Origin of the sequence: Flexithrix dorotheae DSM 6795 (assembly GCF_000379765.1) — a bacterium.
Lineage (GTDB): Bacteria > Bacteroidota > Bacteroidia > Cytophagales > Flammeovirgaceae > Flexithrix > Flexithrix dorotheae.
In genome coordinates, this window is sequence record NZ_KB903486.1 from 1 (window position 1) to 15,342 (window position 15,342).

At 34.7% G+C, this 15,342-nt stretch carries 10 protein-coding genes; 4 read left to right on the forward strand and 6 right to left on the reverse strand.

Annotated elements, in window-relative coordinates; genetic code table 11:
- Window positions 1-380, reverse strand: a 380-nt coding sequence (locus A3EM_RS0133565) for a recombinase family protein (RefSeq protein ID WP_020532645.1), incomplete at its 3' end; no start/stop codon positions are given.
- A gap of 395 nt (window positions 381-775) precedes the next feature.
- Here A3EM_RS0133565 and A3EM_RS46570 point away from each other — a divergent pair.
- Window positions 776-4,105 (forward strand): carbohydrate-binding domain-containing protein, encoded by a 3,330-nt coding sequence (locus A3EM_RS46570; protein ID WP_020532646.1) that lies wholly within the window; start codon window positions 776-778, stop codon window positions 4,103-4,105.
- A gap of 642 nt (window positions 4,106-4,747) precedes the next feature.
- On the opposite strand, the gene A3EM_RS0133575 is transcribed toward A3EM_RS46570, so the two are convergent.
- The 5 genes from A3EM_RS0133575 to A3EM_RS0133595 form a co-directional block, all read right to left on the reverse strand.
- Complete coding sequence (locus tag A3EM_RS0133575; protein ID WP_020532647.1) at window positions 4,748-6,763, reverse strand: hypothetical protein; 2,016 nt, start codon at window positions 6,761-6,763, stop codon at window positions 4,748-4,750.
- 299 nt (window positions 6,764-7,062) lie between these two features.
- A complete protein-coding gene (locus tag A3EM_RS0133580) occupies window positions 7,063-7,971 on the reverse strand; it encodes a class I SAM-dependent methyltransferase (RefSeq protein WP_044240654.1) in 909 nt (302 codons plus the stop codon).
- 71 nt (window positions 7,972-8,042) lie between these two features.
- Window positions 8,043-8,666: a hypothetical protein gene (locus A3EM_RS0133585; RefSeq protein ID WP_157638223.1), complete on the reverse strand. Its 624-nt coding sequence runs from the start codon at window positions 8,664-8,666 to the stop codon at window positions 8,043-8,045.
- Window positions 8,667-8,804: 138 nt separating this feature from the next.
- Complete coding sequence (locus A3EM_RS0133590) at window positions 8,805-9,398, reverse strand: hypothetical protein (protein ID WP_020532650.1); 594 nt, start codon at window positions 9,396-9,398, stop codon at window positions 8,805-8,807.
- A 53-nt stretch (window positions 9,399-9,451) separates the two neighbouring features.
- Window positions 9,452-10,063, reverse strand: a complete 612-nt coding sequence (locus A3EM_RS0133595; RefSeq protein WP_020532651.1) for a hypothetical protein — start codon at window positions 10,061-10,063, stop codon at window positions 9,452-9,454.
- 298 nt (window positions 10,064-10,361) lie between these two features.
- Between A3EM_RS0133595 and A3EM_RS0133610 the strand changes: the two genes are divergently transcribed.
- The 3 genes from A3EM_RS0133610 to A3EM_RS46575 form a co-directional block, all read left to right on the forward strand.
- Complete coding sequence (locus tag A3EM_RS0133610; protein WP_020532654.1) at window positions 10,362-12,308, forward strand: helix-turn-helix domain-containing protein; 1,947 nt, start codon at window positions 10,362-10,364, stop codon at window positions 12,306-12,308.
- Window positions 12,309-12,632: 324 nt separating this feature from the next.
- Complete coding sequence (locus A3EM_RS0133615; protein ID WP_020532655.1) at window positions 12,633-12,905, forward strand: hypothetical protein; 273 nt, start codon at window positions 12,633-12,635, stop codon at window positions 12,903-12,905.
- 854 nt (window positions 12,906-13,759) lie between these two features.
- A partial coding sequence (locus tag A3EM_RS46575; RefSeq protein ID WP_169513450.1) for a fibronectin type III domain-containing protein occupies window positions 13,760-15,342 on the forward strand: 1,583 nt, incomplete at its 3' end.

The window sequence follows — 15,342 nt, forward strand, 5'->3', positions numbered from 1 at the left end:
CTTTCTAAATCAGCAAGCAAGGAAAATAGCGTCACCAGTATTTTAGATTGCATGTCATGACTGCTAATATCCAATTTTTGCTTGATGACAATCAGTCGAATTCCATTATTTAAAATCTGGTTGATGAACTGTATGATCTCTGAGGCACTTCTGCCTAAGCGGCTAATTTCAGTAACCATTAGGGTGTCCCCACTTTTGAGTTGATCAGAGACTTCCTGAATTCTTCTTTCCACTGGTCCTTTTCTGGAAGACACTTTCACCTTTACCACGGTGGTAATTTCCATTTTCAACCCACTGGCATGTCTTCTAATTTCCAATTCCTGATGGTCAGTATCCTTCTTATTGGAAGAAGCTCTGACATAGGCAATGATGGCTGACATTTGGGACAGTGTAAAGGTTTAAGCTTAAAAAAAGGGTAAAACGATACAGTTTGTATAAGTATTAAAATGACTAATAGTTATACAAATTGTAACTTATTTAAAGATCGTTTTCAATTTACAATATTAATTATGATAAAATCCATAAGTTCCGTATATTGTATAAGGTATTCCATTTCATAAATGTAATTTTTTACTAGGAACTGGGAGTTACTTTAAATATCATATTTTTTATCTTTACATTAAGTCAAATTCCTTAACACTAAGTAGTTTTCAACTATTTATTCTTTCTGGTCGCTTAACTGCTAATCTTTTTGCTTTTTTTTCCAAAAAAAGCAGCCTCTCATATCTCCAAGTAGAGGTTTTACTTATTTTTTATTTAAACCTTTCATCAAAAAATGCGACAGCCTATTCCATCAAATCATTTATCTCTTTTTGGGCTATTAGTAGTTTTTCTGCTCACCGTAAGCTATGTACACGGCCTTCATAATGGCTATTCGGAAAATCATGATGCTTCAGGAACAAATAATTTTTTAAAAGAAAGTTATTTGTATTCAGGGAACCAATTAAAAGTAAAGCTAAAAGGCTCTATAGCCGGTGGAGTTTATGCACATTTTGCTGTCTATGTCAATGATAAGAAGGTTGGAGAGCAGTTTTCTTCTGCTTCATATCAATCTTATAAATTTAGTCTGGATATCGCCCCTGAAAAGGTGGAGAAAGTTCAGGTAGTTTTTGACAATGATGCAGTGATCAACGGACAGGACAGAAACCTATATGTAGAAAGTATTACCATTGAAGGGAAAGTGACTAATGCCACCACTCAAAATGTAGTTTACAAAAACAAATCAGGAACAGTAATTCCCTATCATGGAATAATGGCATGGAGTGGGGAGTTGATATTTTCATTTAAGCAAACATCGAAACCTAAACCCTATACTTATACCTCAATTAATAAGGAAAAATATGATCTGTTTTTATGGGAGGGCAAAAATGTAGTGTTTTTAACCAAGTCGGATAAATTAGATCCGGATGTGGTAAACCATCTGCTCTCAGTTATTGATCAGGGCTATGACTATTATTTTAATGCAACTGGCAGGAAGCCAACTCCCCATTTTCATTATAATGGAAAAATCACCATTGCTCAGGTGGATAATACTTGTGGAGCAGGCTGTGGATTTCTTGGTGCAACGGGTATTGAACTCTTGGATCAATATTTTGATTTGTTTTATAATACATATGTCAATCAGGGAAAATATGACCATATAGTATTTTATGAATTGGGTCGGAATTTTTGGTTTTATGCTGACCGAATTGAATATAAACCCCCAGCGGCTACAGGTAATATTACCACAGGCTATGCTGTTTTTATGCGTGATATGATTTATGAGTCTTTGGGTATTTCAGCAGCCGATTTTAATAACAGACCTTTTAAAGACCTGGTCAATACAGTCAAAGGACTTTTTGATCAATATATGGCTAATCTGGCTTATAGATGGGAAAATACCCTGGCTATTGGAGTTACCCCTCCTAACAATTATAATTTGGGGGGTGAGTCCCTTTTTGCTTCTTTTTTATATAGATTAAAAAAGGACTATGGAGAGCAGGCTTTTGTCAATAAATTATGGGAAGAAGTAGGCAAACGTCCTGCTGCAAATACCACCCAGGATGCTGTAGATAATTTTATTCTCGCCAGTTGTGCAGCAGCCAATAAAAATTTAACAGGCTTATTCATTGACTGGAAGTGGCCTGTTTCCCAACAGGCTATCAATGAAGCCAATCAATTATATGGTGATAAAAACAAAAACAAGCTAAAGGTTACTTTAAAAGGCTCCATAGCCGGTGGAGTTTATGCACATTTTGCTGTATATGTCAATGATAAAAAGGTTGGAGAACAGTTTTCGTCTGCTTCATATCAATCTTATGAATTTAGCTTGGATATCGATCCAGAAAAGGTGGAAAAAGTTCAGATAGTTTTTGACAATGATGCAGTGATCAACGGACAGGACAGAAATCTCTATGTACAAAGTATTACCATTGATGGGAAAGTGACTAATGCCACCACTCAAAATGTAGTTTACAAAAACAAATCAGGAACAGTAATTCCCTACCATGGAATAATGGCATGGAGTGGGGAGTTGATATTTAATTATTCAAAAAAATGGAGTTTTTCAATTGTAGCTGGAATTACTCAGGAAACTGCCAATTATTACGGGGATCTTAACAAAATTAAACAGTTGATTTCGAAACAGTTTAATACGATCAATAATAAGTTCAATAATCCTGGGATTTTCAAGTCACAAATTGAATTCCGTGTGGATTCGGTCTATATTTTTTCTGGGAATGCAGAGGAGGAATATGCAAAAAGTCATCCTGGATTTGATTATAGGTTAGTTATTGACGGGTATCCCAAAAGGGGAGGAGGATGGTTCGGAATATATAATGCTATTTATCATAGTTGGTCAGTTGACAGTTTTGGTGGTCCATTTGGTGGTTACGGAACTGATGCACTAACCCATGAATGGGGGCATAGTAGAGGTGCAATTGATCTTTATGCCCTAGAAGTGCTGAAAAACAATAATCCTGTAAATAACCAGGAATACGAAATACCATTTGAATCAATAATGAACTCCCCTTATGGAATAAACATATGGGATAAGCATTCTACAAATATAATAAACCTTACTGCCGGGGGTGCGATTCCAAATACTGATTATATTTTAAAAAGTTTTCCCCCTAAAATTGGTGTTAAAACAGTAGATGGAGCCGGAAAACCTATAGAAGGAGTAAAAATCAATTTTTATCCTGTAAGATGGTATAAAAACACTCTGGAAGCCATACCAACGCTTTCCATTCAAACGGGTCAATCTGGTATTACTTATTTAAGTCAAAATCCCTTTATGCCTGGTTCAGTTACAGAGCCTTGGAATATTGAGTATTGCAACTTTCTAGTTGAAGCCATTTATGGAGATGTTAAATTATATGAGTGGTTGCCTCTATTTGAAGTCCAGAATCTTTTTTTTGATGATAATTCTAAGCCTTTTTTAAAAACATTTTTATTTAATAAACCATCCAATAACATAACGGTAAGAGCAAAAGGTTCTGAAGCAAATAGTCAAACAGCTCACTTTAAAGTGTTGTTGGATAATGTGGAGGTTGGAGATTCTTATACTACAACTTCATTTGAAAACTATTCATTTCCAATTTCAAAACAGCCTACTGATGTTCGAATAATCTTTGACAATGATGCAGTGATCAACGGGCAGGACAGAAACCTCTATGTACAAAGTATTACCATCGATGGGAAAGTGACTAATGCCACCACTCAAAATGTAGTTTACAAAAACAAATCAGGAACATTAATTCCCTACCATGGGATAATGGCCTGGAATGGGGAGTTAATCTTCAATTCTTCAGCGCTATTTGCCTCATCAAGGATAGCAGGTCATCTTGGAGAAAATCTTGAAATTACAAAAACCTATATTGGTAACATTAAAATTTATCCTAATCCAGGAAGTGGTTTGTTTAATCTGGAATTTGATTACCCAGTTAATGAACCCATATCTTTAAATATTATGGATTATACAGGAAAGGTGATTTTTCAAAATGAGATTAGTTTGAAAAATGAACAAAACTTATCAGTTGATTTACTCCAAGTACCACCTGGTATTTATTTGTTAAGGCTATCTTATAAAGAACAAGTCTTTGCAAAAAGATTAATAAAAAATTAAGCACTTATGCTATACTCCAGGTGCTTTTTTATTTGGAGAAATACCAATCTCTCTATCAGGAGTTTGAGAAAAAAAGGAGGTCTTACCCCAGACCTCCTTTTTATTTAGTGGAAACTTCTCTGGATTAATCTTTATTTATTTCCAAACAAACAGATCAAGATTCATCACCTTACTCGGAACCATAAAAAAACCGTGGGGCAATTTTAAAGATAAATTTCCCGAAGAAATCAGCTAAGTCAAAATATAACTATTATAATAAAAATTATAATTATTACAATATTTTTTAAACATAATAATTGAATATATATTAATTCAAAAGTATACCATAATTAATATTTATATTAATTGAAAAGTGTACCACTTTTTTTTAAAAGTAGGTGATTTGGCTGTCCAACCGACCGGTGGTTATTTCGGAGGTTGGGGTCTTTCTCACTTTGCGTGAAAGGAAAAAGTTTTAGTATAATAAGGTAATCAACAGGAAAATCACATGTTGCTAAAAAAAATAATCCAGACTCTTAATAGCCCTATAGTGGATTCATTATAACTAGTTTAGGGTTCCTTGAGGCAGTTAACATGTTAATGGTTTGGCTGATAAAATCACGAGAACTTCTTTCGTTTATTGACTCCGATTCTCCAGTACGGCTAAAAAGTAAACTTCACATCAGGATCAATACCACCGAGCCTAATAAATCCTGTTAGACTTCCAGTAGTAAATCCAGTTAAGTGAAGCACACCTAACGGTTTTAAAAACAGCTTATTGCAATCTCTCAAACTTACAGTTGCAACGGGAAGACCATCTTGGAAATTGTTACCTATCAATGTATAAATCGGTTTTTTGTCATTTTCACAAAATGACCAGGTGTCATTACTCTCGGATCTTCTATACCGTTCACCTTGATAGTTTTCGTTGTTATTGTAAAATTCTGTAACAATCGTTCTTGAACCCTCTCCAGTAATCCATACCTCATTTCCCTTTATTTGAATTTTTAAGCTTATCTCTCCACTGCGATGAGTGTCCGTATATATTTTCTTATTAACATCAGAATATCTTCTATAACTATGACTCCAATTTACCGTACCAGAAAAGTTGAGTGTTTGGCATCCCCAGTTAAAACCGCAGGTAATGTTGACCTTTTGTTGCCATTCCCTATCACAGGAGGTGTAAATAATGGTACATTCACCAGGACTTAAGATTTTAAAATGTGCTGTTCCAGTAGGTCCTTCAATAAATTGCTCCAATTGCATCACAGAAGGATCAGAGAAACTAAAGTTTTGTGCTTTGATGAAAGATGATGTCAATCTTCTACCAAAAATGCTTCTAGAAAGCACCTTGATTGAAAAGGATGCTTGTTTAGACCAACTCACTTCATAAATATCTGGAAGAGGATCGTGAATTGAACTGGTTTTAGTGAACTCAATATCATTGACATATTCATTCCCAAATCCATCACAAAACGAAAAGATATCTGGTATTTCATTACCCTCCTCACTCTGCGGTACAGACTTTATGAGTGTATACACTTGATTAACCTCTTCACTTATCCTAGCTTTATCACAATATTCACTGGCTTGTTGACAATTGTAGTTTTCAAGATTGTAAATCTCTCGAAAGCTACTTATAGCGTAATTCATACCAATTTTTAAATAACGGTTTGCTTCAGCGTCAGATCCATTTGTTACCAACAAGATGTTTCTTGCAAAATAGTATAGTAGGAATAGGTTTTCTATTCCATCCTTCAATGCATCTAGATTATCTGCCCTCAATTCTCGAACGAGATAGTTTTCAAATATAAAGATTAACCTTTCATTCAGCTCAGTCAAACCATTCTGGAAGATGACCTCTGCATAAGGCTCTAAAGCTGTCATGACATTAAACTTGCTTTTCCAATTCAGTATCTTATTCATTTGATTTTTTATACTCGCGGTATCTGATATTGAATTTGTATTTATGGATACCAGATTTGTAAACCATGACTCCATAAGTAGTTGCATTGATTCAAGTGTTCCTTCATTCTTATTAGTCAAGTATTGTATATATAAGCAACCTATCAGATCTTCATATTCCTTGTCAGTTGTCATACTTCCCATGGGACAGCCTGATTGTATTACTGTTTTGACCACTCCCCAGACGCTGAAGTGATCAATTTCAAATGATAGTAGCGCTTTACTGTTATTGAGATCAATATTTTCAAAATTGCTGTGAAAAACGAAATTGTTACTTTCATCATCAAAATGGAATATGGCAAATTCTTCATTCGAATTGATGAATGGTACTTCCATTTCAATAAAGATTGATTTTGCAAATGTAGTGACCTGTGACTCAAAATTTAGTCCTGCCACAAAATTGACATTTAAAGGCATATTTTGATAGTTGATGACAGGAGTGATCTCTATTTCTATTGATTCATTGGCAAATGTATTCTCCTGAAATGTAATCCTATAATCTATGTCTTCCGTGGCGATTTTAACACTTTGACTTTTATCATCCAGCTTGATGGAATACTGGTCGCTACTTAAATCGATATCGGACAATCTTTTTGGCGTAATATCATCATTGCTGCATCCACTTAAAATGATTATAGGCAACAACATTCCTTTTGTAATTAACCTAACAGTCCTCAATAACCATGGGACTATATTAATTTTAATTTTTTCCATTTTGTTAAATATTTAAGTTGAAGAACTTAAAAAAAATTGCTTGAATAAATTGTCGGTTATCGGTCTTTATCTTGATATGTTATAATTAATGACCACTGTTACAAAGAAGTGGTGATTTCATTTAAAAGGCTTTTATATAATAATTGGGCTTTGTTTAAAATTTGGGGATAACTTTGAAGGAAAGCTTCATACCTCAATTAATAAGCATTTTTTTACTCAGGTTGGTTATTACACCATTACTTAAATTTTCAGAGTTGAAGCCCTGAGTTTTGCCTATATTTTTCCCTCCTGATTCAATATTAGGCTCTTTTACTCACTAGTACATAACCAATATTGCAAACCGGATCATTGAAATAGGAAAGCTTATCGATGGCTGTTGGCTGTATTTTTTCGAACAGCCCAATTATTTCCTCATCCTCTCTGTAGATTAAAAACCAGTTCATAAAGGCTTCCATGTAGGTGCGAAAAATGGAATTGGGCAATTGAGCCCTGAAATTTGGAACAAGCAAGGTTCCTCCCGGATTTAGAGATGAAAACATCCATTGGATAAGTTTTTTGGCTGGCTTTTCTGGCAAATAATCGAAAAGTCCGGATGCGTAAATAAAATCGAATTTTCCCAGATCGATATTACCTTCGATTAAATCTTTAATTTTTCCCGGACATGTTTTTACACAAGAGTGTATCCCTTCCCGATTTATTTTTGCCAGAGATTTTTCATCCTGATCGAATGCAATAAACCTTTTTATTTTCTTTTGGAGAAAACTTTTCATCATTTCAGTTTCTCGTAAATGGCCGGCAGCCAGGGAAAGTACTGAAACAGGCACATTACTATCCTGGGCCTTTTGATCAATAAGACCTGCTATGTATTTTTTGCGAAAAACTACAGCCTTTCCGGGATCGCTTTGAGTGGTAAAATCAAACACCGATCTTCCTACAGGATTGCTTTCAACATCCGGAGGAGGTAACACGCCATAAAGAAAATCCATCATAATGGCATCTCCAGCATAGCCTCTGGGTTTTTCGAAAGCCCTTTTGGTGTAGGGATCTTTTAGCAATTGTGTATGAAGATTATATTTGGTAGTTTCATTTTGGCAAAAATTTCTCCATTCATCCTCTCTCATATTACGCCTTAAATTATCCAAAGCGTAAAGAGTATTCAGAAGTTTATTGTTGATATCCTGAAGACAATATAGTATTTGATTTTCCATAATTTTTGGGGGATGTACTGCTGATGGCTTATTGCAAAGCCATCAGCAGTAAACAAATGATTTGATTGATTTTAAAAGGCTACTCCAAAGGAAATATCCAACAAATAGAAAGGCACAATGTCTTTTCCACTTCCCCCGTTCCCCGATTTTGAATAAGGGGATTCAGGATCAGTAAAATTCCATTGATAGCTGGTACTGGCTACTCCAAAATAGCCGCCTGTATTGATGAAAAAAGTATGGAAGGTAAACCGATACCCTGGATTTATCATAAAGGCAATATTATTTTCCTTTTCCTGCCATTCCCACTGGTTTCCTTCTTCGTATAAGTTATCCAGTTTTTCATATTGAGCCAGAAAACCGATATAGAGTTTATTTTTATTTTCATTTAAGAAATAAATCAGGCCACCTCCAAAGGCCATTCCATTTATTCTGTCCAGTTCATCGTCATTATCTGATCTTGACATGTAAGATAAAGCTCCTAATGGGGAAAGCCTGACATGAGTATTTAATAATAAGCGATCATTTAATCCAAATTCTGCATTGATGATTGGACCAAACTGAGCAAATCCTATGGGGTTTAAGGATAGGGAAAATTTTGGCAAGCTATGTTCCATATGCTCAAAGTTAGACGGCTTTTGAGCATAAGAAATTTGAAAAAATAAAATAAAGACGAAGATATTCAATAACTTTTTCATGATAAAAAGCAGTTAATAGGTTTCAAGCTCATGTTTAGACATGAACAATTTTTGAAAAATTTGAGAAGATTTATGGTGTCAGTTCAAGGTATTTAAAAGTAGTATTGTACCTTGTTATTTCAGTCCTGTTGTAGACTTCTAAATGGATTCAAAATTCAATGAATTAAATATTTCCTTATAAGTATTTTCCAGTTTATCCATATCATCCAGAGAAGCATCGAACTGACAAATGATAAATAACTTGTTCATTTTTTTATTGGGTGGCATATACATATAAAATAGCCTGACCCTTTCCTCCTGAACTCCATCATCAAACGTCATAGTAAATTGATACTTTTTGTAATAATATTTTGCCCCATTATCCTTTTCAAAATCACCTTCATCAAACACCTGATAGAATTTGTCCTTTTCCTTTTTGGCAGTTTGCTCATGGGATTTATTCCAGAATTTTTTGTTGGAATTATAATTAGCTATAACCGGATTAGCCACCACTGAAATTGCTGCTTTAGGGAACGTAGTGGTTTTTGCAGCCAGAATACTCATCCAGTTGGTGAGTATTTTTTTCTCTTCACTACCCACTGCCCAGCTTTCAGGAAAACTGATATGAAATTGATTCTTATCCATTTTGTATTGTACCCAATTTTCTGTTGCATTAGCTGTAGTAGCTAATTGAGCAACTACACGCAAAGAATTTACTAAAACAAGTATTAAGACTAATTTGAAAGTTTTCATGGTTTTTAATTTAAGTTGAGAATGATTTTTAAAATGAAAAGTATTGAGTACTCTTAAAAAGAAAATGTTTCTCCACTTTTGACCAAACAAGATCCTGATAGGTTATAGGGATATTTTCCTGAAGCTTTAAAATCAATAAAGTCAGCATAGCCACTTGTTTCTCCTGATTTATCAGTTCTTTTAATGCTGAACTCTAGGGAAATTCCATTCACATATACTTTTCCTCCTGAAGAATAATATAGCCCAGACTGTCGGCTCCATTTATGATCGGAAAAATCCATTTTCCCGGAAACTATTGTAATTTCAAGATCCTCTCGGGGTGAAATGGTGAAGTTATGAAAAGTTACATCAATGGATACATTATTTTGACTTCTGATACAGCTAGATCCACAGGGTTGATTTTCCCCATATTTAATAGCTCCGCTAACAATGGCAGTTCCTGAAGCTCCTCCAACCACCTCATTAGAAAATGAACTCCCCGAAAGGTTTTTGATCAAGTGAGCTTTCATTACATATTCTGCCAGTTGCTCTACAACATATTCGGCTGCTGATTTAGTTTTAATTGGATCTAACTGTGGAGTTATATTTTGATCTTCCTCATCAAAACATCCTGAAGTTCCTACGATTAAAAAGACAAATACCATTATTTTTTTTAAAGCTTCCATTTTTATTTTTAGGTTTTAAAATGATTAAATGGAAGTGGCCACATTCCTTGTTTCGCTTATTACAAAGGTGCCTCAAATTGCCATTGGAGAGGTATTAAGTATGTTGCAATTCATTCAATTTTTTTTAAAAATTATGTTGTTTTTTTAAATCATGTTGCGTTTATGGCAATTCTTCAACTTTTTCCAATACTTTTTGATAATGAATTTCATGGTAATACCATGAGTGGATTCACACTTTTTCTGGACTTTAATTGTCAAAAAAGGTATATTGTAATTCACCAAGTACCCTGCCTAAATTATGGACAAGATTAACCCAACTAACCAAAGTGAATTGCTACTGATTAAATTGAAGGATTCAGTACTCGATAACCTTAACAATGAACAATTTGGTGTAGAAAATCTGGCTGACCAAGTGGGCATGAGCCGATCTCATCTTCACAGAAAATTGAAAATGCTCAAAGGGCAATCAGTTAGCCAGTTTATAAGGGAAATCCGCTTGGAAGAAGCAATGAAACTTTTAAAAGAAGATGTTGGAACAGCTTCAGAAATAGCCTATCGTGTAGGCTTTGGTAGTACTTCTTATTTTAATTCCTGTTTTAATTCGCATTATGGTTTTCCACCAGGAGAAGTGAAAAAAAGGATAGAAAACAACAACGTACCAACTGAAACAATTGATCAATCGGAAATCAGTAACAATGTTCAGTCGAATCTTAATCAGAGTGAGTTAAAATTTACAGATCATTCAAACGCAATAAGAGCGGGAAAATTCACAAAAAAATGGTTGTATTTATCTATGTTGGTAATTGTGATTTTAGTTGGTGTAGGTTATATATTGTCAGGAGATATTATTGGAGGAAAAACAATACCACCACCTAATGGCATTGCCGTATTGCCATTCTCTCATTTATCAGAAAATACCAATCAGGAATTTTTGACGCAAGGTATGCAGAATGCTTTAATTGGAGAATTTGGGAAAATAAAAGGAATCCGATCTATTTCCAAAACATCTATCCAGCAATATCAAAACACAGAAAAAACAATACAGGAAATTGCAAAAGAATTACAAGTGGAATACCTGGTTGAAGGAGCAGTATTAATGGTTGGAGATAGTCTGAAAATTCAAATACAATTAGTTAAAGCTTTTCCACAAGAACAAAATTTATGGGCAAAAGACTACTATGAAAGTATCAGCAATGTGCTAAATGTGCAAAATGATTTAATGAAAAATGTAGTAAAAAAAGTGAAAGGTAATCTGACTGAACAGGAAGAAAAACAGTTCGCCCGAAATCGTGTTGTAGATCCTGAAATATATAAGGCTTATTTAAGAGGGATGTACCACATTAATCTTGGCAATTTAGATGATTTTAAAATCGGTATTGATTATCTAAATAAAGCCATTGGATTGGATCCAGCAGACCCTTTTGCCTATGCAGGTTTAGCAGTTGGATATGCGTTAACAGGACATGGCCCTGAAGTTAGCCGAGATGCTTATTCTTTGGCCAAAGCTGCTGCCAATAGAGCCTTGTCTTTAGATCCTGAAATGGATAATGGCCACACTGCACTGGCCCTGACATATCTATATCAAGATTGGGATTGGACAAAAGCAGAGGAAGCCTTTAAAAATGCCATAGCAATTAATCCTGATAATGAAATTGCACATGCTCATTATGCCTGGTTACTAGTTTTGTACAATCGGTTTGAAGAGTCTATTAATGAAGCAAAACTGGCCGTTGAAATCGATCCCTTATCCCCTACTTATGTTTTGTGGTTAGGGTGGTTATATAATATTAAAGGAGACTATCAACTAAGTATAGAATATGCTAAAAAGTCTTTAGCATTAAGGCCAAATTTTACTTATGGGAATCTGGTATTAGGATATTCATATCTTGGCTTGAAAAAATATAATGAAGCTATTCAGTTTCACGAAAAATTACCTCAAAAATCAGTAAACTACCAATCTAATCTAGGTGTTACTTATGCTACTGCCGGGCAAAATGAAAAAGCTGAAGAAATTCTAAAAAAATTGGTTTTGAAATCAGATACTTCATGGGTAAATCCAGTAAGCCTTGCTTTACTTAGTGCGTCACTTAATAAAAATGAAATGGCAATGAAGTATTTGGACGAAGCATGTAAAAATAAAATTTATCCATTACCATGGTCACTTAAATTTGCTCCGCAATTTGAACCATTCAGATCAAATCCTCAGTTTATTGAATTTGGTAAGAAATTAAATCTTTCTCTTTAGGGAACCATAAAAAAGCGTGGGGCAGTTTAATTTTCAAGAAAAACCTCTAAACCAATAATATAACTATTTCAATAAAAAACATGATTATTCCAATGATAAATTGTGATCATAAATTCATCTATGTTAAGTAGGGGAGGGGTTAGAAAATATATGCAGTATTTATTTTGAAAATCAAAAAGCAGAAGAGTTAAAAACCTCCGGTACAAAAAATCCATTTAACTGTGCGTAGATATATGTGGGGTATTTTCTAGATGTGCACACTTAATAAGACTCTATGAGGCATTAATAGACTTTCCAATTGCAGTTTTTGATGCATATGAGAGGGTGTATCAGGAATTAACTTATCCTTTAAATGAAGATACTTGTTATCAATCTTCAGTAATACTTAGTCGAAAAGGTTACCCTGAAAATAATGATAAGGCTATGCTAAGAATAGGGGGAGGAAATAATGAGTGTGTACAAGAAGAATTATTTTGGACTTCTGAATTTCCATTTAGCGGGATTTGGAGTAAACATGAAATTAACTTTACACCAGGTCAATCCTACTACTATTTAATTTTAGAGTCCTATCATGGGCCTTTACAAATTATCAAATAAGTAGGCAGGAATTCATTCAAGAAGCAAGAAGAATTTTTGAAGGGATCATCCAAATCGTTACCAAAAAATATTTGGTTCATCATTTAATAAGAAAGGTTAAAACCTTAGAAAAATAGGAATAACTCACTGAGGGTTACTTTTCGTTAGCTGTAATGGAGATGTAAGAAAATGCTTTGATAATGTAAACTTTTAAAAAAAATACAGGTCATTAAACCTGATTTTTTGAGGCAATTTCTCCAATTAAACTTAAATAAGGAGGATTTCCATCTAAAAACTTTTGTGAAAGCTATAAAACCTACACTTGTAAGTAAAAAAAAGCTCAAACCATAATTCCAAATACTATCTGTAAATAATTGTTAATTACCTAATAAAAATTTGTGCTGTGATTGCATTAAGGAATAACCTTTGTTACTTTAGCTCCTGTGATCAGGAATATAAATTATCTGTTTCACATCACTAACAAAATTATCTTAAACTCTTTTACTAGTACAGTCACCTTTGAACAAAAAAAAGTTCTTTTAATCATGCGACCACTGAATTAAAAGAATGACTGTAAAAATTTAAAAAACTAAACTAACTTCACTTATGGAATCCCAATCCATTTATTTAAAGGAAATCCAACTAGCACTTGATATCCAATCACATTTACATTACTTGTTTTGTCCATCTGGATAATCTAAACTTAATCACCTTTTATTAGTACTATTTGAGTAAGTAGCTTTGTTCTGCTTACCCAGATCTACTATTGTCAAAAATTTACTTTCCCACTAAAGCAAATTAGTAGGCTGGGCAAACTGTGCCTATAGTTTCCTTGAGGAAAGCCCAAAATATAGTTTACCCTTTATCATTTCACCATGATTAAACTTTTACAAATCAAAAATAAACTGGTATTGCTGCTTTGTCTGGCCATGCTGAGCCATACCCTATTTGGAGCAGCTACAAATGAAAAGTCGGTTGATCCAGTTAATACAAGTAGTACTTTAAGTCAATCCCATCAAATCTTTAGTGTAGGGGATGTACTAATGGTTGTGGGCAATACGACATTAGGCACAGGAGATGCAGCATTAAAAAGTGAATTGGAGAATATGGGATTTACCGTAGTGGTTAAACAAGACAGTGATGCACAAACCTCAGATGCCAGTGGAAAATTATTAGTATTAATTTCATCTACAGTCAATTCCGGGAATGTAGGGACCAAGTTTACCAGTGTGGCTGTCCCTTTAATTAACTGGGAACAGGGCTTGTTTGATGAATTAAATATCACCTCTGGAGCCACTGGTACCAGAGGGAATGCCAGTGGTTATCAAAGTGTCATCATTAATGATGCTTCCCATCCCCTGGCTGCAGGATTAAGTGGGACTGTGCAGGTATATACTTCAAGTGGTACTATGCCTTGGGTAATGGTAGCAGGAGATGGGGTGAATATAGCTTCCCACGTTGCAGATGGAAGTAGCGTTGTTTATGGTTTTGAAAGTGGGGATAATATGTATAATAGTTTTGTAGCCCCAGCCAAAAGGGTAGGCTGGTTTTTATATGATACAGAAGCCAGCATGTTGACAGCAGATGGCTGGGCATTGGTGAGAGCCAGTATTCACTGGGCCACAGATGACATTGCCAACAGTGATGAAGAAGCACCAAGTGTACCAGAAAATATTACCCACACCGCAGTAACAGAAAATTCCATTAGTTTAAGCTGGGATGTTGCTACAGATAACATTGGGGTAACAGGGTATAAAATCTATCAGGACAATAATTTTATCACAGAAATCAGTATTACTTCTCATACAATCAACAGCCTGGTTTCTTCCACCAGTTATAGTTTTGAAATAAGTGCAGTGGATGAAGCGGGAAATGAATCAGCCAGAAGTAGTGCTTATGCCATTAGCACCAGTGGAGAAACAGAAGCTCCATCGATACCGGGAAATCTTCAGGTCAGTAATATACAGGGAGATCGTTTAAATTTAAGCTGGACTGCTTCAACAGATAATGTAGGGGTAAGCAGCTATGAAGTATTTAAGGATGATGTGTTGTATGGTAATGTGAGTGGAACCAGTTTAATCATACAAGGATTAAGCCCGGAAACCACCTATAGTTTTAAAGTAGAAGCCATAGATGCAGCAGGTAACAGATCTGGAAAAAGTGCTGCAATAAATGCGACTACTATTAGTAATATCAACATTCCAGCGCATGAAACACAATTGTTTTCAAAGCAAAATGGGAATTGGGCCAATTTATCTACCTGGTCAACAGATGCAGCTGGAACAATTGCAGCTACCAGCCTGCCCAACGGAACGACTCAGGTAGTGATCAAAGGCCATGAGATTACTTTGAATTCAGGTCCACAGGAAAGTGGAGATTTGTATATTTATGATGAAGGTACTCCTGGTAAACTAACCATAAACAATGCTAAATTAACCGTAAAAGGAGAGGTGAGTAT

What these genes read in the sequence shown, in the direction of transcription:
- A3EM_RS0133575 (WP_020532647.1), bottom strand. Translation starts at nt 6,763, where the DNA reads ATGGAAAAAATTAAAATTAATATAGTCCCATGGTTATTGAGGACTGTT.
- A3EM_RS46570 (WP_020532646.1), top strand. Translation starts at nt 776, where the DNA reads ATGCGACAGCCTATTCCATCAAATCATTTATCTCTTTTTGGGCTATTA.
- A3EM_RS0133595 (WP_020532651.1), bottom strand. Translation starts at nt 10,063, where the DNA reads ATGGAAGCTTTAAAAAAAATAATGGTATTTGTCTTTTTAATCGTAGGA.
- A3EM_RS0133610 (WP_020532654.1), top strand. Translation starts at nt 10,362, where the DNA reads ATGGACAAGATTAACCCAACTAACCAAAGTGAATTGCTACTGATTAAA.
- A3EM_RS0133580 (WP_044240654.1), bottom strand. Translation starts at nt 7,971, where the DNA reads ATGGAAAATCAAATACTATATTGTCTTCAGGATATCAACAATAAACTT.
- A3EM_RS0133585 (WP_157638223.1), bottom strand. Translation starts at nt 8,666, where the DNA reads ATGAAAAAGTTATTGAATATCTTCGTCTTTATTTTATTTTTTCAAATT.
- A3EM_RS0133590 (WP_020532650.1), bottom strand. Translation starts at nt 9,398, where the DNA reads ATGAAAACTTTCAAATTAGTCTTAATACTTGTTTTAGTAAATTCTTTG.